This window comes from Aminipila luticellarii, assembly GCF_004103735.1.
GTDB lineage: Bacteria > Bacillota > Clostridia > Peptostreptococcales > Anaerovoracaceae > Aminipila > Aminipila luticellarii.
In genome coordinates, this window is the sequence record NZ_CP035281.1 from 1,076,363 (window position 1) to 1,096,984 (window position 20,622).

Annotated in this window: 19 protein-coding genes; 16 read left to right on the forward strand and 3 right to left on the reverse strand. The window is 41.1% G+C overall.

From position 1 onward, the window contains the following. Both EQM06_RS04885 and EQM06_RS04890 read left to right on the forward strand, forming a co-directional pair. Positions 1-888 (forward strand): YitT family protein, encoded by an 888-nt coding sequence (locus EQM06_RS04885; RefSeq protein WP_164914353.1) that lies wholly within the window; start codon positions 1-3, stop codon positions 886-888. A gap of 16 nt (positions 889-904) precedes the next feature. Next, complete coding sequence (locus tag EQM06_RS04890; RefSeq protein ID WP_128745261.1) at positions 905-2,662, forward strand: ABC transporter ATP-binding protein; 1,758 nt, start codon at positions 905-907, stop codon at positions 2,660-2,662. Positions 2,663-2,707: 45 nt separating this feature from the next. Here the strand turns inward: EQM06_RS04890 and EQM06_RS12870 are convergent, their stop codons facing one another. Next, positions 2,708-2,863: a hypothetical protein gene (locus EQM06_RS12870; RefSeq protein WP_164914279.1), complete on the reverse strand. Its 156-nt coding sequence runs from the start codon at positions 2,861-2,863 to the stop codon at positions 2,708-2,710. Continuing rightward, a complete protein-coding gene (locus EQM06_RS04895; RefSeq protein WP_128745262.1) occupies positions 2,860-3,483 on the reverse strand; it encodes an HDIG domain-containing metalloprotein in 624 nt (207 codons plus the stop codon). Before EQM06_RS04895 ends, EQM06_RS12870 begins: the two co-directional genes overlap by 4 nt. 218 nt (positions 3,484-3,701) lie before the next feature. On the opposite strand from EQM06_RS04895, the gene EQM06_RS04900 reads away from it, so the two are divergent. From EQM06_RS04900 to EQM06_RS04935, 8 genes are all read left to right on the forward strand, one after another. Further along, positions 3,702-4,184 (forward strand): GNAT family N-acetyltransferase, encoded by a 483-nt coding sequence (locus EQM06_RS04900; RefSeq protein WP_128745263.1) that lies wholly within the window; start codon positions 3,702-3,704, stop codon positions 4,182-4,184. 18 nt (positions 4,185-4,202) lie between these two features. Then, on the forward strand, positions 4,203-4,922 hold the full coding sequence (locus tag EQM06_RS04905) for a SanA/YdcF family protein (RefSeq protein WP_128745264.1): 720 nt from the start codon (positions 4,203-4,205) through the stop codon (positions 4,920-4,922). A 39-nt stretch (positions 4,923-4,961) separates the two neighbouring features. After that, complete coding sequence (locus EQM06_RS04910) at positions 4,962-5,468, forward strand: DNA-deoxyinosine glycosylase (RefSeq protein ID WP_128745265.1); 507 nt, start codon at positions 4,962-4,964, stop codon at positions 5,466-5,468. Positions 5,469-5,612: 144 nt separating this feature from the next. After that, a complete protein-coding gene (locus tag EQM06_RS04915) occupies positions 5,613-7,277 on the forward strand; it encodes a glycosyl hydrolase family 18 protein (RefSeq protein ID WP_128745266.1) in 1,665 nt (554 codons plus the stop codon). A gap of 111 nt (positions 7,278-7,388) precedes the next feature. Beyond that, positions 7,389-8,114, forward strand: coding sequence for an NAD(P)H-hydrate epimerase (locus tag EQM06_RS04920; RefSeq protein WP_128745267.1), 726 nt, complete (start codon positions 7,389-7,391; stop codon positions 8,112-8,114). Positions 8,115-8,194: 80 nt separating this feature from the next. After that, positions 8,195-9,838: a hypothetical protein gene (locus tag EQM06_RS04925; RefSeq protein ID WP_128745268.1), complete on the forward strand. Its 1,644-nt coding sequence runs from the start codon at positions 8,195-8,197 to the stop codon at positions 9,836-9,838. A 98-nt stretch (positions 9,839-9,936) separates the two neighbouring features. Then, positions 9,937-10,281, forward strand: a complete 345-nt coding sequence (locus EQM06_RS04930) for a PadR family transcriptional regulator (RefSeq protein ID WP_128745269.1) — start codon at positions 9,937-9,939, stop codon at positions 10,279-10,281. Beyond that, a complete protein-coding gene (locus EQM06_RS04935; protein ID WP_164914354.1) occupies positions 10,268-11,698 on the forward strand; it encodes an FtsW/RodA/SpoVE family cell cycle protein in 1,431 nt (476 codons plus the stop codon). The genes EQM06_RS04930 and EQM06_RS04935 overlap by 14 nt, the downstream gene beginning before the upstream one ends. Positions 11,699-11,789: 91 nt before the next feature. Here EQM06_RS04935 and EQM06_RS04940 read toward each other — a convergent pair whose 3' ends face one another. Further along, positions 11,790-12,656: a LysR family transcriptional regulator gene (locus EQM06_RS04940; RefSeq protein WP_128745271.1), complete on the reverse strand. Its 867-nt coding sequence runs from the start codon at positions 12,654-12,656 to the stop codon at positions 11,790-11,792. A gap of 153 nt (positions 12,657-12,809) precedes the next feature. Between EQM06_RS04940 and EQM06_RS04945 the strand changes: the two genes are divergently transcribed. The 6 genes from EQM06_RS04945 to EQM06_RS04970 all read left to right on the forward strand — a co-directional run bounded on the left by EQM06_RS04945 (position 12,810) and on the right by EQM06_RS04970 (position 20,495). Beyond that, positions 12,810-13,058 carry a hypothetical protein gene (locus tag EQM06_RS04945; RefSeq protein WP_128745272.1) on the forward strand — a complete coding sequence of 83 codons (249 nt, stop codon included), beginning with the start codon at positions 12,810-12,812 and terminating at the stop codon, positions 13,056-13,058. A gap of 62 nt (positions 13,059-13,120) precedes the next feature. Continuing rightward, positions 13,121-14,086: a lysine exporter LysO family protein gene (locus tag EQM06_RS04950; protein ID WP_128745273.1), complete on the forward strand. Its 966-nt coding sequence runs from the start codon at positions 13,121-13,123 to the stop codon at positions 14,084-14,086. Between the two features lie 147 nt (positions 14,087-14,233). Then, a complete protein-coding gene (locus tag EQM06_RS04955; protein WP_128745274.1) occupies positions 14,234-15,817 on the forward strand; it encodes a hypothetical protein in 1,584 nt (527 codons plus the stop codon). Positions 15,818-15,822: 5 nt separating this feature from the next. Then, on the forward strand, positions 15,823-17,262 hold the full coding sequence (locus EQM06_RS04960; RefSeq protein ID WP_128745275.1) for a glycosyl hydrolase family 18 protein: 1,440 nt from the start codon (positions 15,823-15,825) through the stop codon (positions 17,260-17,262). Positions 17,263-17,277: 15 nt separating this feature from the next. Next, positions 17,278-19,140, forward strand: coding sequence for an ATP-dependent nuclease (locus tag EQM06_RS04965; protein WP_330548368.1), 1,863 nt, complete (start codon positions 17,278-17,280; stop codon positions 19,138-19,140). After that, the gene (locus EQM06_RS04970) at positions 19,140-20,495 is read left to right on the forward strand and encodes a CCA tRNA nucleotidyltransferase (RefSeq protein WP_128745276.1); all 1,356 of its coding nucleotides are present in this window, start codon (positions 19,140-19,142) and stop codon (positions 20,493-20,495) included. The genes EQM06_RS04965 and EQM06_RS04970 overlap by 1 nt, the downstream gene beginning before the upstream one ends. Positions 20,496-20,622 lie beyond the last annotated feature (127 nt).

Here is a 20,622-nt window from a genome sequence, read left to right on the forward strand (position 1 = left end):
ATGAAAAAACCGGATAAACACACAGTGGAGAACGCCATTGTAGATTTTATTTTAATTTTGATCGCTTGTTCGTTTGGAGCCTTTGCTACGGTTTCCATAATGCTTCCCAACGGGCTTACCAGCGGAGGTCTGACAGGTATTGTACGAATCCTTCAGTGTTTTTTACCCTTGGGATTTTCAACCATGTATTATATAGGAGCTGTTATTATTCTGGCGGTTTGTGCTATAACCTTAGGCCTGAAAGAGGCTAAAAAGATTTTAGTGATGTCTCTTATGTACCCGACGGTCATGGTGGTTTTTGAGAGGATGAATTTTAGACTTCTGGAGGAAAAGGACATTTTTCTGGCGGCGATTTATTGCGGAGTCTTCCTGGGAATTTGCAATGGGATTGCATTTTCAAGAGGATATTCTTCGGGAGGATCGGACACGGTAGCGAAGATCGTGCAGAAACGGCTGCTTCCCCATGTCAGCCTGAGCAAATTGTTAATGGGCATTGATGTTTCTGTTATTGTTATTTCGGGATTTGTTTTTGGCAGAAATATCGCTTTATATGCCATGATTACGACGGTAATTATATCAAAGACCATTGACTTGATCCTGTTCGGCCTGGCCACGAAAATTGTCCAAATGGAGATTATTACTGAAAAAACAAGGGAAATTGCCGATTATATTATGAACGATATGGATAGAGGGGTTTCCATAGAAACGATTATAGGAGCCTATTCGGGGAAAGAAAAGGAGAAGCTTTTAGTTCTGTGTTCGCCGCGGGAAGGAATTCTGATCCGGCAGCATGTGGCAAAGGCCGATCCAAGGGCACTCGTGACCAGTATCCATGTGGATTCCGTGTGGGGAAACGGGCATGGCTTTAACGATATAGATAAAGAATAAACAAGAGGATTTAAAAATGACAGAAAATGTAATTACAAAGAAAACATCTTATTTGATGAAGCGATTTATACCTTATTTTAAAAAATATAAAGGGGTCTTAATGCTGGATTTGTTTTGTGCGACCCTGACAACTCTTTGCGACCTGGTGCTTCCTCTAATCGTGCGATTTATTACGGATAAGGGGATGAACAATGTAGAATCTCTGACCCTAAAGATGATTTTAAGTCTGGGGGCTTTATATTTGATCCTCAGGTTGATTGATGTAGTGGCAAATTACTATATGGCGAATGTAGGCCACGTAATGGGGGCACGAATTGAGACGGATATGCGGGAAGATCTTTTTGCCCACATGCAGGAGCTTTCGTATTCTTATTACAGCAATACGAAGATCGGGCAGCTGATGGCCAGAATTACCAGTGATTTGTTCGATATCACCGAATTCGCTCACCATTGCCCGGAGGAATATTTTATTGCGGCGCTTAAAATCGTCGTATCTTTTATCATCCTTTGCTCTGTGGATGTGTGGCTCACCGTGATCATCTTTGCTATTCTCCCGGTTATGATTTTCTGCTCCATGCAGTTTAACGGAAAAATGAAACAAGCCTTCAAGAAACAGCGAAACCAGATCGGTGAAATTAATGCACAGGTGGAAGACAGCCTTTTAGGAATCCGGGTGGCTAAATCCTTTGCCAATGAGGAAATTGAAAAGGCAAAATTTGAAGAGGGAAATGGAAAGTTCTTAGGCGTCAAAAAGGAAGCCTATAAATATATGGCCGGATTTCAAGGGACGGTAAGATTGTTCGACGGCATCATGTATATAGCGGTTGTGGTAATCGGATCGATCTTTATGATTCACGGAAAAATTAATGCATCGGATTTAGTGGCATATCTGCTTTATGTGGTCATGCTTCTCAATTCGGTTCGAAGAATTGTGGAATTTACAGAGCAGTTCCAAAGAGGTATGACCGGTATTGAACGGTTTATTGAGGTTATGGATGAACCGGTTGAAATTGATGATGCGGAGGATGCTGTGGAGTTACCGGAGGTAAGAGGAGATATCGTCTTTAAAGATGTCAGCTTTAAATATTCTGACAGTGACAGCATTTTAGAGCATATCAACATTCATATAAGACCTGGAGAAAATATTGCTTTTGTAGGGCCGTCGGGAGCCGGTAAGACGACTTTATGCAACCTGATTCCGAGATTTTATGATGTGACGTCCGGAAAGATTTTAGTAGATGGATTTGATATCCGAAAGGTGACGGTCAAGTCCCTTCGATCGCAGATTGGAATGGTGCAGCAGGATGTATATCTCTTTTCCGGAACGGTTTATGATAATATTGAATACGGCAGACCGGGCGCGTCAAAGAAAGAGATTGAAGCGGCGGCAAAAATGGCGGGAGCACATGAATTTATCAGTCAGATGACGGAAGGCTATGAAACCTTTGTGGGTGAGCACGGTGTCAAATTGTCCGGCGGGCAAAAACAGAGAATTAGTATTGCCCGGGTATTTTTAAAGAATCCGCCTATTCTCATTTTAGATGAAGCTACATCTGCACTGGACAATGAAAGTGAAATGATTGTTCAGGAATCCCTTTCAAAACTGGCAAAAGGCAGAACTACGCTGACCATTGCCCATAGGTTGACTACGATTCGAAATGCAGATAAAATTATGGTCCTTACAGATAACGGCATTGAAGAACAGGGCAGTCATGAAGAACTGGTGGCTAAAGACGGCATATATGCTAAACTTTACAGTATGTATAAGAGATAAAAAAGGAAGGGATGCACCCTTCCTTTTTGCATAGACTTTGTCATGTTATACTGAATCTGCTCTTTTTTTCCCGCTTTTGGCTTTCCCCTGTATTTCCGGAACAGGCTCCGCATCATTTTTGGGAATATGCGTCTTATGATTGCTTTCTGTTCCATGAGGGTCTTTGGGGTCGGGTCTTCTCATTCCTGCTTTCGCCATCATGATATCCTTTCTTTATTCGCAAGTTTTGATAGAAATAAGGCTATATTCTCCTCCTCTTTTTTCAGATCTGCATCTGTTCTTCCGAGGCGGTCACATAGTCCTAGAAGTGCTATTTCATGTATATCCGTATGATTTTTTAAGCCTTTGATATCTCCAAAAGGCATGTCCTTTACCACATATAAAATATGCATATGAAATCTGACCAGAGTGGAAACCTGCTCGGCAAAGGTTTCAGGAGCATCAACGGATAATAAGAATTTTTTAGATAATTTTTCACCGATTTTATCGTGATTATAAGCTGTTAACTTTCCATTTCGAAGTTCGGTAGCTGCGGGCTTCCCTATATCGTGAAGCAAGGCTGCCCACATGAAGGCTTTTGGATTGTTGCTCCGATCTTTTCGTTCAGCCGCCTCATCTATGACCAACATCGTATGATTCCATACATTTCCCTCGGGATGATGTGCCGGTTCCTGTTCGGTCTCTTTTAGATCCAAAAGCATATTAAATGGATAGTTCTTAAATTCCGGTAAATCAGATACTTCCTTTAAATAGGCTGATGGACGTTTATCCTGCAATAAGTGATGATCTATTGCAGCAAATAATTCTTTTTCAACTGACATATAATAACACCTCTATATTACTATTATTCTAAGTTACTGCAGAAATATTCTGTTAAAAGTATCCTTTATAATATATAATGAACGCAGTGCTTAAAGTCGGTGCTGCCGCAAGGAAGCGTTCATTGCATTATGCTGCGGCATGCTTGTATGGTATAATATAGTCCATAATATAAAAAAAAACAAGTCATGAGAGTTAAAATTACAGGGGGAATCTTGAAATGAAGATCAATCAGTTGAATATAAGAGTCTGTGAAGAACAGGATAAGGAACAATGGATTTCTTTAAACCGTGAATTTATGGCATATGAAATTCAGGATGCGGAATTTTGGAATAATACCGCTTCAAATTCCGATGAAAACTTTGCTCAGACCTTTAAAGAGGCGTTCCATCATCCGGAGCTGATCACGCTTTTGATGATTGAAAAAGAGGATGGTGCTATTGGATTTGCAAATGTGATGACTCTATTTAGTGTATGGAGCCATGGCAAGGCACTGTGCCTGGATGACTTATATATAAAAAAAGAATACCGGGGAAATGGAGTGGGACGCAGGGTCATGAAGTATATTGAAGAATATGGTAGGGAGCATGGGTTCAAAAGACTGCAGTTTCAGTCTGAATTTACAAATCCTGAAGCACATAAATTCTATAGTAAGCTGGGATATACATCAGAATCCATGAACTTTTATGTCAGATACCTGTAAAGAAGTTAGGAAAAGGATATGAACAGTACGCTTAGAAACAACAGAAAATTTTGGTTAACGGGTATTTTTGTTTTAGTGGTCCTGACAGCCCTTCCCTTGATAATCAATCAATACATGATAAAAACTGCGGGAACGGCTATTATTGCAGAAATGAAAGAGGATAGAGAGGTCAGCTTTGTGAAGGAGCAGCAATCTGCATTTTCAGGCTTGAAAGCGGAATGTATTCTGGTTCTGGGTGCGGGATTGAAGCCGGACGGAACTCCGAATCATATGCTGGAGGACAGGCTGGAAACGGCATTCGCTTTATATAAGTCGGGTGCCGCTCCTAAGCTGCTCCTGTCCGGGGATCACGGCAGGAATGAATATGATGAGGTAAACGCCATGAAGGGGTATATGCTGGAGCGTGGTGTGCCAAAGGAGGATATCTTTTTAGATCTTGCGGGGTTTTCTACCTATGATTCCATGTATAGAGCAAAAGCTGTTTTTCAGGTAAATTCTGTAATCGTAGTCACTCAGAGATACCATCAGTACAGAGCTTTATATCTGGCTGAAAAGCTGGGATACAAGGCCTACGGCGTCTGTTCAGATCAAGAGGTCTACATGGGTCAGACCATAAGAAATATTCGGGAGATTCTCGCTCGAAACAAAGACTTTTTTAAAGTGATGATAAAGCCGGCGCCATCTTATTTGGGAGATATTATCCCCATCAGCGGCAGCGGATTAGAAAGCTGGGAGTAGAAAAGATTTAAGACAGCACAGTAAAGGAAAGGTGCAGCAATGGCAGAATATGAAAAAATAAAACAGCCCTTTGAACCGGTTTATGATAAGGATTCCAGAATATTGATTTTGGGAAGTCTGCCTTCTGTCAAATCCAGGGAGAACGGGTTTTATTATGGGCATCCCCAAAACAGATTTTGGAAGGTTATTGCAGATATTTACGGGTCAACTGCTCCGGTAAATATCGAAGAGAAAAAAGAACTGCTGCATCAATGCAAAATCGCCTTATGGGATGTCATTGAGAGCTGCGAAATAAAGGGATCCAGTGACAGCAGCATTCGAGATGTGAAGACAGCAGACTTGCGCATGATTTTAAATCAATGCCCGATTGAGGAATTATTTGCAAATGGGAAAACGGCCGAAAAACTGTACAATAAATTCAGCAGGACCGAAACTGGACGCCAGATCATCGCTCTGCCTTCTACAAGTCCCGCCAATGCCGCCTATTCTTTAGAGAAGTTGATCCGTCGATGGTCTGTTATAAGAGAGCCGGCAGAAGGAAAATAGGAGCATGTGTCTGCTAATTTTTCAATTGATACAGTGAGTCTTATATGGTTTGGGATTCTCTAAAAAAAGAAGAAATAGGATTGAAAAAGCAGCCATTTAAGAGCATAATAAAAAATATAACGAAGCAAGGGGGAAAATAAGATTATGATACGTTTTTTAAAAAAAGTTACGAGTATTGCTTTGATGTGCTTTCTGATAACGGGGATGGCTATTCCTGCAATACCAGTATTTGCGGATACTACATACAGCGATGTGCCGGCAGACAGCTGGGCCGTTCAATCCATAGCAGATGCGGGAAGATATGGATTGATGAAAGGACAGGCAGAAGGCAGCTTCGGCTATGGAAAGACTGTTACAAAGGCAGAATTTGCAACGATTTTGTGCAATATGATGAAGTGGCAGGCCGTAAATCCGGCACAGCCGTCTTTTACGGATGTCATGCAGGATAAATGGTATTATTCCTATATTGAGACTGCATTGGCGAACAGTGCTATAGATAAGGCAGACAGCTTTTTACCGGACACACCGATCACGAGAGAGGAAATGGCTGTCATGTTTGTAAAGGCTCTGGGCCTTTCGGATGCTGTAAAAGTGGCTGAAACCTCAGCAGCGCAGTTTACGGATGTCACTACTGATAAAGGATATATCGGTGTGGCTTATGATATAGGAATGATCAATGGAATATCCCAGAATGCCTTTGCACCGGCCAGCACGGCCAAGCGTGAAGAGGCAGCGGCTATGCTGTCGAGAGTTTATGCCAAATATTATGGAAAGACTGATTTCCTGCACGGGTTTTACGCCATTTCTTCCTATTCTCAGAAAGATTTGACGAACCGGATGGACGCGGTCACTTTTGGCTGGAGCACAATGACAAATGATGCCAAAGGTGTCTGGTTGAATACGGGAAGTGAAAATGCCAATGAGTTCAAGATTCCGTCGGGATATGAAGATATCATTTCTTACGTTGAAAGCAATAAAACAAAAGCCCATCTGGGCGTATACATGGATACGTCGGATGGAGTAAAGGATCTGCTTCTGAGCGCAGATAAGCGTATGACCGCAGTGGATGCGATCATGGCGGAGCTGGACAAGACCTATGAAGCTGTCGGGAAAAATCCTTACAGCGGCGTAACCATAGATTTTGAAGGATTGAAAGGCTCGGATGTAAAACAGGGGTTCAATGCGTTCTTAACAGAGCTTTCCGCAAGGCTTAAGGCTGAGAATAAGACACTTTACGTTACAGTACAGCCGGCACTTTCCAATGGTACATATTTTGACGGATTTGATTATAAAACGATCGGAGAACTGGCAGATAAAGTCATTCTGATGGCTCATGATTACAACCCAACCTCCTTGGAGGGCTATACGGGAACAGAATGGTATAAGAACACGGCTCTTACGCCTATAGGAAGCGTATATTATTCTTTGAAAGCTATCACAGACAGCAATACAGGTGTAGCAGATAAAAATAAGATCGTGCTTGCGGTCAGCTTCGCAACGGTGGGATGGGAGTTGTCAGATGACGGAAAATTGATTTCTGCTTCGCCTCTTCATGCAAACACGGACGCTGTATATAAATGGATGACTGCTGCCGGAACAGAAAAAGGCTTTTCAGCTGTTTATAGAAATCCGTATTTAAAATACACGACGCCTGAAGGTAAAAATGTATTCTTATGGTATGAAAATGAGCAGAGCGTATTTGAAAAGGCTGCTCTAGCCAGAATGTTCGGAATCAATGGCGTCTCCTTTTGGAGATTGGGGCTGATTCCAGATTACAGCGGATACAGTGTGATGAACAGCTTGGAGTAAATCCAAGGGAAGAGTGCCATGTATGGAGCCAATAAGAAAATTCTATACATGGCTTTTTTATTAGGACTCAGATAGAAGAAATGAAAAAGGTGAAAATAGCAGGAGTGTTTTATGGTGAAATATAATCAAACGAAAGAAGCTTCATCCAGTAAGTATTACGATACAGTTACTTGTGCCGAAATGAAGAAAATTGAACAGCAGGCCAATGAATCCGGTCTGACTTATTATAAAATGATGGAAAATGCGGGAAAATCAGCCGTTCAGGTCATCTTGGATAAATCCCGCAAAATGCTGAAATGGGAAGCTTCCAGTTCTATGGGAGATATTGTGATATTCTGCGGCAAGGGGAATAATGGCGGGGACGGATACGTAGTGGCAAGAGAATTGGCAACTAAAGGAATGAATGTAACGGTTGTCATGGCAGACGGCAATCCTAAGACAGAGGATTCCATAAAGAATGCCAATATCGTTCTCAGGAGAGGAATACCTGTTATAGATGCCAGGGCATATTTTCATGATGTTCCTGAAATCGTGGAAGCGGCAGACGTCATAGTAGATGCTGTTTACGGAACAGGATTTCATGGAGAACTGCCGGAGACTGTAAGATCCTGCTCAAAAATGATCAATGAAACATGCCACAGTGCATCCAATATAAAAAAGCTGGTCTTTGCGCTGGATATACCTACTGGGCTGAACGGAGATATGGGAGAACCGGATAAAGACACGGTGATCGCCGACTATACAATTGCTTTTCACCGAACGAAACCGGTCCACAGTTTAGCGGAAGCCATTCCTTTCTGTGGTGAAATAGTGGCAGTTGGAATCGGTATTGATTAAAATGCCGATTTTTTTTGCTCAATAGGAAATATTGTTTCCTACTTGAAAATTTAATAAATGTCAATGAAAGAAGGTGTAGTATGAAGAGAAAAGTGTGTAGTGTATTTCTTGCGGTCAGTTTACTTTTTAGTATGAGCATGGGGATGATAACGTTTGCGTATGGGGGGCAGAACGATTCTGTAAACATTACATTGCCTCAATTTAGAGTGATGATGAATGGTGAAATTGTAAACAATGATTATAGCAAATTCCCCTTAATCGTGTATAAGAATATTACTTATTTTCCTATGACCTACAGTGATTGCAGGTATCTGGGGATTGAAGCCACATGGAAGGGAAATCAAGACGGACTGATGGTGGATACTACAGGAATAACGGCCGCCTACAATCCATATAAATCTTCCTCCAGAAATGGAAAAAGCTATACCGCAAGGATTCCATCCTTTCCAATTCAGGTAAATGGGAAATCGGTTGATAACAGCAAGGAGCAATATCCGCTTTTATCTTTCCGTGATATTACCTATTTCCCCATGACATGGAAGTATGCGGTGGAACAGTTTGGGTGGGACTATAGTTTTGACGGAAAAAATGGTCTTACCATTCAATCAAAAAATATAAAACTTCAGCAGGTCGCGCTTCCGAACAATCGGGCAGTAGAAAATGAATATAGTGATTATGCAGGAAAGAAAAGTACCTGCGTTCTGGTAAAAAATGGATACGTGTATTTTGATAATAAAACGGGTGGTATTATGCAAGCTCCGCTTGCTAACCTATCAAAAGCAAAGAAAATATATCAACTGGAAAACAATTTTTATACGCAACAGTACAACGAGCATAGCTTTTATGAAGAAAATAGCAAAGCGATGTTATACTTCCATTCAGGAGGGGCTGTTATGGGAGCAGATCATAGGGTTGAACTGAACGCTGACGGAAGCATTCGAGAGATTCAGGAGAGCTATGATCAAACAACGGCCATTGGAGATAACCTTTTTATGACTTGGATAGGACCTATGCCGGGACCCGGGGGGCTAAGCATGCAGAAAAAGGGGCAGACAGAAACTCCTCTTGGGAGCTCGGATTACTGGTATGATACGCTGCATGCAGACAGCTTCAGTGGAGTTCCTGACTTTTCTCTTATTGGGAATCAATTGTTTGTAAGAGCCTCTAAGGTTCTGGGAAAGACCAGTGAAGGTGCTTTTAAGCTGGATACAAGACAGGTATATAAGGTCAATATTGATACGAATGAGGTACTCCCGGTAACCTATTCTAAGGAAGATATCAATACAGCTCAAATTGAAGGAGATGATCTGTACTATTTAAGCAAGGAAAGCATTTATAAAGTACCTCTCAAGGGGGGAACAGAAAATTTGCTTGGTAAAACAGGAGAGCGGAGCGAGTCTTATTATGATATTCCTTTTAAGGTATTAGGAGGAAAAACGTACTTTGTAAAAAAAGACAATCAACTGTATACCCTGGGGACGGATAGCTCGTTAAACCCAAATGCAGAACTGATTTCCATGAAGATAACGGGAGATAACAAAGAGTATTTAGCATGTACCTTTAAAGAAGCAGTTCAGGCTAAGTATAGGACTATGGTGCTTGACCGGTTAGGAAAGGTTGTGTTTAAAACTTCTGATTGCGGAAACAATGTGACTATAGAAGGAAATACCTTATACTTCTATAACATTACTACGCAGAACGTATGCAGCTGTAAGATCAAGTAAAGATAACAGTTGACATATATCGGTAATCTATGTATAATATTATATAGATTACCGATATATATAGGGGTCAGATATATAATGAAAAGGGGATGATATAAATGAAGGTAGATAAAAGCCTGACCAGTGGAAGTACCACCATGCTCATTCTAAAGCTTCTGGAAAATCAAGATATGTACGGGTATCAGATGATAGAGGAGCTGGAGAACAAGTCCAATAATGTGTTTACATTAAAAGCCGGGACTTTATATCCAATTTTACATTCGTTGGAGCAGCAGGGAATGATTACCGCCTATGAAAGCCTGTCTGAAGAAGGGCGGATCAGAAAGTATTATAAAATCACGGAAAAAGGGCGGAGACTTTTTTTGGAGAAGAAAGAGGAATGGAGAACTTATGCTAAAGCTGTAAAGGATGTGCTGGGAGGTGTTTCTTATGTCACCGTTTAATGAGAAACCTGCTTTTGAAGGAGCTGGACAGTACGTTAAAAAGGTCTGTGAACAGGTTCGGTGGGGAAAGGCGCATCGAGTGATTTCTGAGGAGCTGTTAAATCATATGGAAGACCAGAAAGCAGCTTTTCTGCAAAAGGGACAGCAGGAAGAAGAGGCCGAAAAAAATGCTGTACTGGAAATGGGAGATGCAGTTACTGTGGGGCAGCAGCTTGACAGAACTCACCGCCCCAGACCCGATTGGGGGACTCTCTTGATTGTAGGCGTGTGTATAGTAGTAAGCATTGTACTGCGGTATTTCCTTTCTTTAAACGCGGGGGGCGGCTCACAACCGGCAGTGGGATATTTTTATCCTTATCTGGCGGCTCTCCCATTGGGAATTGCGGTCATGATTGGCATATATTTTATGGACTACAGCATTGTAGGTAAATATCCCAAGAGCCTTTACGGAATTGTTCTGGCGTGTTGTCTGCTGGGATATGGTTTTTCACCTCAGATCAATTACGTACATATCCATGTATTTTACTACGCCTTGATTTTGACGTGCCTTTACGGGGGAATCGTGTACAGTCAACGGGGAAAGAGCTATTCTGGCGTGGTATTCTGCGGAGCGGTAGGCGTAATCAGTTGTCTTGTATTTGGATTAAGGGTATCTGTTACTTGGATGTTCGCCTTGAATGGAGCTGTTCTTCTGACCGCTGCCATAAAAAGAGACTGGTTTAGGGTACAAAAGAAATATGCTTTGGCTTTGGTTTGGGTTCCCGTAGCTTTTATTATCATGATGCCGTTTCTTCTGTATTTCAGAAGATTTAAGTATATGTTTATCACAGAGGGAGCGGAATATGGGCAGAGCTATGTCCTGAATATGGTGAGAGAGATTCTGTCCAATGCGAAGCTATTTGGACAGGGAAAGCTGCCCTCCTATATGTTTCAGAGCAATATGGGCCTTGAAGAGGGGAACATCATAGAAAGCCTGCTGCCATCTTGGAAGAGCGACTATAGTTTGACTTATATGATTTATAAATTGGGCTGGGTTGCGGCAGTAATCGTTCTTATTCTGGTAGTGTTCTTAATGGTCCGATTGTTTAAGATCGTCAATAAACAGAGCAGCCAGCTGGGATATATGATCTCTCTGGGCGTGACTATAACCGTCATATGGCAAAGTGTGATCTTTTTACTGAATAATTTAGGTATCTGCAATTGGTCTTCCTGTCCCCTTCCGTTTATTTCTCCGGGAAACAGCAGTTTTGTTGTGAATATGGGGCTGATGGGACTGATTCTTTCCGCCTATAGAAACAATTCAATTTTCCGGGACAGAAAATTTTCCATGAAGTCGGCCGCAGGCTCTTTCGGTGAGGATCCGGAACAGCATTGTGTGAATTTGTGGAAATGGCAGCTGACTATAAGAAAGCTGTAAACGAAAAAAGTTCATAGGGAAGAAGCTGTTATCATGAAAGCAGATTTTTTCCTTATGGGCTTTTATTTATTTTCAAGCTTGATATGTTTTTTCACTCGCAGTATTTTTCTACCAATAAATCTAAAAAGCACTTTCCTGTCCTCGAAATCCGGTTCAGATCATTGAGAACAACTGCTATTTCAGTTTTTATATCAAAATCTGGCTGGATAATTGTTAAATTGTCCTTGAACTTTTCTGCCAGTGCCTGACTCGAAACGGCCAGACCTAAATTTCTTTCTGCCATGGAGACCGAGGATAACAGATCCGGAGCTTCCAGGCCTTTTTTCAGGCGTATTCCTTTTTTTGCGGCTATTTCTTCCAGCAGATTAAATTCTTCATTTCCTTGGAACCAGATAAAATCAGCCGCTGCCAATTCATCAAGAGACATTTTGGGAGGAACAGGAGTATTTTTAGCTGTGAGCAGGCAAAGGCTTTCCTTTGCCAGTTTGACTCCAATCAATTCCGAATTCACCGGACAATAAGAAAACCCAAAATCAATATTCTGATTTTTAACCATAGCTTGAATTTCCTTACTGCTTCCGGTCACCCATTCATACTGTACATTCGGATATTTCAATTTAAATTCCGCCATGACATCAGAGAGCCAAGTGTATGCAACAGAATGAATCAGTCCGATCTTTATGATTCCCTTATCGATGTTGTTCATGGATATGGCTCTTTCCTGTAAAGTATCATAGCTGTCGCATACATCTTTTATAAAGGGCAGCAGCTCCATTCCCTCATTTGTTATTTTAATCCCCGATTTATTTCTGGACAAAAGCGTGGTATGCAGTTCTTCTTCCAGGCTGTTTATCATCTGGCTTATGGCAGACTGGGTATATCCCAGACATTTTCCTGCCTTTGTAAAGCTGGAAAGTTCCACGACCTTCAGGAAAGCTTTATATTTTGTATAACCCATTTCGTAAACCTCACATTAGAAAAGCTTATTTTATTTATTAAAAAGATTCGTTTTACTTATTGATATATTAATCATATACTAATATTGAAAAAAAGGCAATATATTGCAGAGGCAATGAAGAGGAATCCAGAGAGAATAAAAGCGGAGGAAAAAATGGACGAAATTGCAGACATAAAATATAAAAGCAATGATCTTTTTCAGAAGGCGATGGAAAATCAATCCTTTCTGCAGGTCTTTTATGGAGATATGGAAGGAGATGAGGATGAAATGGCTCTTAAAAACAAACTGATTCTCTTAAACAAAGCGATCCGTGATTTTCAGACAGATGTCTGCGGCTGCGGTCAGGGAATCCGAATTCAGTCGATGAAAAGCCTTATTCGGGAAATCCAGGGCTATATATAGCTGCTCATTAAATCAAGTCTATTTGTAAAATTATACCAAAGAATCAAGAAGGAGAAATATTTATGACGTTAATGCCATTTATTTGCTTGGCAGCAGGACTACTGGTCAGCATCAGGCCGCTGCCTGAAAAAGTATTGAAGGGGGTGGATTGGATCATCAATATTGCACTAATCGTATTGATGATTACAATCGGCATGAATATAGGAATCAACGATTCCGTCATGCTGAATCTGCCCGTTATCGGATTAAATTGTGTCGTGATATCTTTAAGTGCCATTATAGGCAGTGTTTTACTGGTAGTACTGGTAGAAAAAACACTGCTGCCCCTTTCCGCCTTGCAGGAAAAGCTGCACGAAGAAAAGATGGATGTAAGTCAGGAAATGGATATAAGTCAGGAGGAAGAAAAGAAAACCTCTCCGTTGGTTTGGATCATGCCCGTGGGCATCATAGCCGGTGCTGTTATAGGATATGCTTTTTTACCGCAAAGCTTTTCAACCTATCTGAACTATAGCTTGTACGGCTCCCTGATCTGTCTTTACACCGGAGTAGGAATCAGCCTTGGAACAAACAGAAAAGTCTTTGAATATATAAAAGTTCTTGGATTTAAGGTGATTTACATAGCCGTGGCCATATTTGCAGGAAGCTTAACAGGCGGAATGCTGGCAGGCATTCTGTTGGGATTGCCGCTGCATGTCAGCATGATTTCCGCAGGCGGAATGAGTTATTACAGCATAACAGGAGCCTATATGACGCAGGTCTATGGGATAGAGACAGGAACCTATGGATTTATGGTCAATGTAATGCGGGAATTTTTTACGGTGATATTTCTTCCGCTTTTGATTAAGATAAGCAAGGGAAGTCCCATTGCGGGGGGAGCTGCGGGAAATATGGATACCATGCTGGTGCCGGTAACCAAATTTGTAGGACCGGAGCTGGGGCTGGTGGCCTTGATAACCGGTGTCATACTGACTTTTTTCGTTCCTTTTGAACTGCCCATTTTATCGAGTCTATTGAATTTGTTCGTATGATACTATAGCTTTTAACGTAAAGCAGGCGTATGCCTGCTTTTTGTCGTATATATTACATTTTGGAAAATGTGTTGATAATCCCCATTTATAATTATAAAATGAAAAGAGTACGTAGGGACGAAAGTGCATGTTATGCGGGGGAATTTTATGAATAAGAGAGTATGGGGGATTTTTTTGCTATTAGCTATGCTTGTCCTGCTCGGTGCCTGTGGCAGTGGTGATAAGCAAGAAAACGAAAGAAGCGGGACCGAAAAGGCTCTTGCTGCTCAGGCCGATAAGCTGATAAAAGAAAAACTAATAGCTTCCTATGAGGAAATGGGAATTGATATTAAAAAATATGAAGTTTCCAGTTTGAAATTGGCGGAGCAGGTACCATATAGTCAGGGGGGAAGCTTTGACTATTATAAAATTGCTGTTAGATTGGAACCTGAAAATTCAGAACAGATAAAACAAGTGGAAAAAAGAGATCAGATAAAAATTACTTGTGATGAAGCCGGATGGATTATAAAAAATTCAGGAATCGGTAATTTATATATTTCTGCTTATAATGATGGGAAAGAACTGTATGAATTCCTATGGATCAGAGAAGGGGATCTGCCGAAAGATGAGAAAGGAAAGCCAGACTTCAAAGCTTTTACAGAATATCGCTATGAACAGCTTTCTGCTGAAAAGGTGGTAGATGAATATACTTTAAAATGGGATGATATTAAAATCAGCATCGGACAAAATGATAAAGGCCGTCTGCCGCTGACGAAGGCGAAAATAACCAAGGAAGATCCGGGAGATCTGATGCGCAGTTTTACAAGGTATCGGGAAATTTGGAAGACAAAGGAGATTTGTGCGGAAACGTATTGTTATTTTGAAAGACATTATGAACCTGTTCTCAGAATGGCAACGACAAGTCCGAAGGTGAAAACGAACAGAGGCATAGGGGTAGGAAACACAGCGGAACAATTATTTGATGCGTATGGTGCGGATCAGTTGGTTTTCTCCAGTAAATCTTTCGGAGGGCAGATGTTCAGCAGTTTTGCGGAAGAACAAGGCCTGCTCCAAGAAAATGAAGAGTGGACCTGCTATGGATTCACCGGAAAGGACGACACGATAGACTACATTGCATTTTATATGCGTGAGGGAAAGGTATGTGCTGTAGAAATGGGAACAGGATTTGACTATAAGCCTTTCCAAAAGACGGAAATGTCCTATCCCTTAGAGGTGGAACCCTATATAAACGATCATATGGATGAACCCGGTGTGATGAAATATGATGTAGTAATACCAAGAGTCAAGGATTCGGTTCAGGGGAGTGAAAGCTTGAATGCTTTGATCCAACTGGATTTTCAGGATATAATAGACTGTGTGCAGAACGGCCGGAACGAACCCTTTACTGAGAGCGGAATGACCTATCCATGGATTCGTATCAACTATAGTATCAGTACTTTGGAAAAGGTTGCGGTACTGAATATTTTTACCACATACTCTTCTGCTTTAGGAACAGAAAGTAAAAAAATGGTTCATTCTTATTACTATGATACCACTTGCGGTGCAAGGATGTCAGAAGAGGCTGCTTTGTACCGGATGGGGTATCCGAAAGAGACGATTGAGCAGTATTTTGTATTTCAATATCCGGAGGCTGTTCATAAACTGAACAACGGAGCAGGCCTGATCAATCAGATTATTTTTTATTTTGATCAAACGGGGGAACCCAAATTTATTATGAATGAGAGGTTATAGGGGAGATGGTTATTTCTTTAAAAAACAAAATAGTAGCATTGGTTCTAGCAGTAATATTGTCTTTCAGCGTTCCGGTTCTGGGATTTGCCGGAGAAAAAGAGACGGGCAGAGATTTTAAAATAATTGGTTATTATTCGGGAGACCTGTTCAATGAGCCGGTGGAAAAGCTGCAAACAGACAAGCTGACGCATATCATGTATGCCTTTCTTATACCAAATGAAGACGGAACAGTGAAGCCGCTGAACAAACCGGCTCAGCTTGCGGAAGTGGTATCAAAAGCACATGGAGACGGTTGTAAAGTATATATTGCCTTGGGCGGATGGTCCTATGAAGGGGTGCCGCTGGCGGCTACTTTTGAAAAGGTGGCTGCGGATAATACACTGCGGTCAAAACTGACAGACAGTGTTGTTCAATTTACGCTGGACAATAATCTGGACGGTGTGGAAATAGATTGGGAACATCCCAATGCCGGCACCATCGGAAGCTATGAAAAGCTGGTAGTAGAATTATCAAAAGCATTAAAAGCTAAGGGAAAAAGTCTGACCGCAGCAGTCAATGGAGCCTGGTCTACTACGGCAGGCCCAGAAGTATCGAAGCTGATGACGGATACCTGTTTAAACGCTTTTGAATTCATTAATGTTATGGGATATGATATGAACAATGAGGAGCACAGCCCATTGTGGTTTGGAAATACTTCGATCAATTACTGGCTCAACAGAGGTGTCCCGGCAGATCATATCGTGTTGGGAATGCCTCTTTATGCAAGGCCCAGCTGGATGCAGTACAGAAGTTTGGTTGAGCAGGACGAGGCAAATGCGTATAAAGATTATGCGGCTACGAGTCCGAATGTCTCTTATTACAATGGGCTTTCGACCTTACGGGAAAAAACCTCTATTGCATTGAAAAAGGCAGGGGGCGTCATGTTTTTTGATGTGAATGAAGATGTGGATTGGCGGGATGCTAAACTGGGAAAATACAGTGCAGTCTCTGAAGTCTATAGAACCGTAAAAAGTGCTCAGGGCTTTAGCAGGGCAGAAATGCAGAATTATGTGACCGTGGTCTTGGATAATCAGGTCATGGATTTCAGCAAAGCTGTGGGACTGGGGACGCCGTTTTTAGACGAAAACCATAGAACAATGGTCCCTATGAGAAAGCTGCTGGAAACTATAGGCGCCGAAATAATCTGGGATAATGCGGCACGATCGGTAACCGCAGTCAAAACCTTTCCTGCTACGAATGAGTATCCGGCAGGAAAAAATGTGACAGTAAAGGCTGCAATCGGTGACAATTTTATAACTGTTAACGGCAATCGTGTCAATCTGGACACAGAGACTGTGATCAAGGATGGCAGGACGTATTTGCCGGCAAGAGCGGTACTGGAAGCCTTCGGTTACAGTTTGTCGTGGAAGGATGCAAGCAGTACGGTTTATATAGAATCTAAATAATGGGAAAGGGATTGGATGATGAAATTTGAAGCGATTGCTATCCGAAACTTTAAATCGGTCAGGGAACTGCATATTGAGAAAATGGAAAATGCCAGTATTCTGATCGGCAAGAACAGTACCGGAAAAACTGTGATTTTGGATGCTATTTTGGCTGTCTGTCAGATGTATGAAATCCGTTTGCAGCATTTTAATAAACAGGAAAATAATATCGAGATTGATGTGAAGCTTTCCATTGAAGAAGAAGATCTGCATTTGCTTCATAAGCGGGGGAAGGTAAACCAATACAAGAGATGGGAACTTTGGCTGGCAGATTTTAATAATAAATTTCCATCCTTTAAGGATGGTTGCCTGACCTTTTCTTTTATTGCGAATAAACAGGGAACCTATAGGTATTTTGATGGGTTTAGGAAGGATAATAAATATATACCGCAAATTTTGCCTAAATTATACTATATTGATCATACCAGAAAGCTTGAAGAAATTCAGGCGGACATTTTAATGACCCGAAGTCATGAAGCAGCCTTAAGCGAGCTGCGGGCCAATAAGTGTATTTTTGACAGTACAAAAAATTGCAATGAGTGTTTTCAGTGCATTGGAATTATTGAAAAAAAGCAGCCGGCTCAGTTGAGCGTATTTGAAACCGAGAAGCTTTTAGAGTATAAACTGATGAATCTGAATGTAGATAATTTTATGGAACGGTTAAATTACTATTTTCATAAAAACAGCGGGCTGCCGTATTCACTGTTTTATCAATTTAACTTTGATGTAGATACTCTGTTTAAAATGAATGTCATGATGTATCAGAAGCAGAGCGATGAAATCGAGTGGGTTCAGAATATGAGCGAAGGCATGAAAAGCATTTATATCTTTTCATTGCTTCAAGCTTATTTGGAAACGGAAGAAAAGCTGCCCTGCATTATATTAATAGAGGATCCGGAAATGTTTTTGCATCCGCAGCTGCAAAAAGTGGCCAGTGAAATTTTATATAAGCTGTCTCTTAAAAATCAAGTTATTTTTTCTACCTATTCGCCTAATATGATTTTTAATTTTAATACGCGTCAAATAAAGCAGGTGAAGCTGGATAAAGAGGGATATACCGTTTTACGGGAGCAAAATGATATAAGCAGAATACTGGATGATCTGGGCTATAGCGCAAATGACCTGATGAATGTAAGCTTTGTATTTATAGTAGAAGGAAAACAGGATAGGAATCGGCTGCCCTTGCTGCTCAATAAGTATTATTCGGAGGTTTATGACGAGGCCGGAAGGCTGCACAGGATTTCTATTATTACAACGAACAGCTGCACGAATATCAAGACCTATGCAAATCTAAAGTATATCAATCAGTTGTATTTGAAGGATCAGTTTATCATGATACGAGACGGAGACGGCAAAGATAAAAAAGAACTTCAGGAGCAGCTTTGCAACTATTATAAATTGAGGGGAGCAGAAGAAACCGGAAATTTGCCTAAGGTTTTACCAAGAAATGTACTGGTGCTAAAATATTATTCTTTTGAAAATTATTTTTTGGATCCGGCTGTGATGACTCAGATCGGAGTTCTGTCCAATGAAGAGGAGTTCTATGATATTCTCTTTGAAAAGTATCAGGAATATTTGTATCGGCTCACAAGCTTTAAAAATCTGTATGAAAAGACCGGTTTGGTCATTAAAAGCAAGCAGGATATAAAGGAGCATATGGAATTCATAAAGATTTACGGAAGAGGTCATAATCTATTTGATATTTTTTATGGCAGATATAAAGAGGAAAAGGAAAATGAGATTTTAAAGAAATATATTGACGCCGCACCGAGAGAAAATTTTCAGGACATCTTGGATGCTATCGACCGCTTTATATATTTCAGCAATAGAAAGTTATAATGAAAACGATTTGGGGAGGAAATGTGATTATTAATATACCAGTTGATGTGGAAAAAATAATAAGCAGATTAGAAAAAAACGGATTTGAAGCGTATGCCGTAGGGGGATGTGTTCGCGACAGCCTGATGGGAAAGGTTCCAAGTGACTGGGATATATGCACATCTGCACGTCCGGAGCAAGTCAGAGCCTGCTTTGAAGGATATCCGATCCTTGAAATCGGAATGAAGCATGGAACCGTAATCCTTCGGATGAATGATCAGTCCTATGAAGTGACCACGTACCGGAAAGACGGAGAATATCTGGATAGCAGACGGCCTGAATCGGTGCAGTTCGTGACTTCCCTGCAAGAGGATTTGGCACGAAGAGATTTTACGATAAATGCCATGGCATATAATTCGGCTGTGGGATTGATCGATTGTTATCACGGCTGCGAGGATTTGAGAAACGGTATCATTCGGTGTGTGGGAAATGCGGACAAAAGGCTGGCAGAGGATGCACTGCGTATCATTCGGGCACTTCGATTTGCTTCGGTTTTGGATTTTTCGATTGAAACAGAGACGGCTAAAGGCCTCAATAAAAATAAAAAGCTTCTGAACCATATTTCCAAGGAAAGGATTCATGAGGAATTATGTAAGCTTCTCTGCGGCCGGAGCATAAAAGAGGTGCTTCAAACGTACAGCGATATTATGGCGGTGATCATACCGGAGCTTATTCCCATGATTGGATTTGAACAAAACAATCCACACCACCGTTATGATGTGTGGCAGCATACGTTGACTGCGTTAGAGCATTGCGAGGAAGATCTGATTACGAGAACCGCAGTACTTTTGCACGATGTAGGCAAGCCCGGATGCTATACAGACGGAAAGGACGGAGTCGGACATTTCTACGGCCACGGCGAATTTGGAGCCAGAATGGCGGAAGAGATCTTAAAGGATCTCAAATTTGATAACCGGACTGTAAGCGCGGTGTGCCAGCTGATAAAATATCATGATGCAGATATCCATGAAAGCAATGAATTTATAAAAAAATGGCTGCATAAAATAGGTGAGGTGCAGCTTAAAAGACTGTTGCAGGTAAAATATGCAGATGTTATGGGGCAGTCCGATTATCTCCGAGAGCATAAGCTGAAAAAGCTGGAGGCGTTGAACCGTATTATGAATCAAGTTCTGGAGGAGAAGCAGTGCTTTAGCCTGAAAGAATTGAAGATCAGCGGAAAAGATCTGATTAAATTGGGTGTTGATGACGGAAGAAAAATCGGACAGATTTTAGAAAGCCTTTTAGATCAGGTGATGGAAGATCGGATCGAAAATAAAAGAGATATTTTGCTGAGTGCGGCAAAAAATATGCGGTAACTGTATGTAAACATCGAATAAAGACAGAATAGATTTATATAGATATCGAATTATGACTGGAAAAATTTTATATAAATATTGAATTATGACTGGAAAAACTATGTAAAGATAGTGCATAATAGAAGGA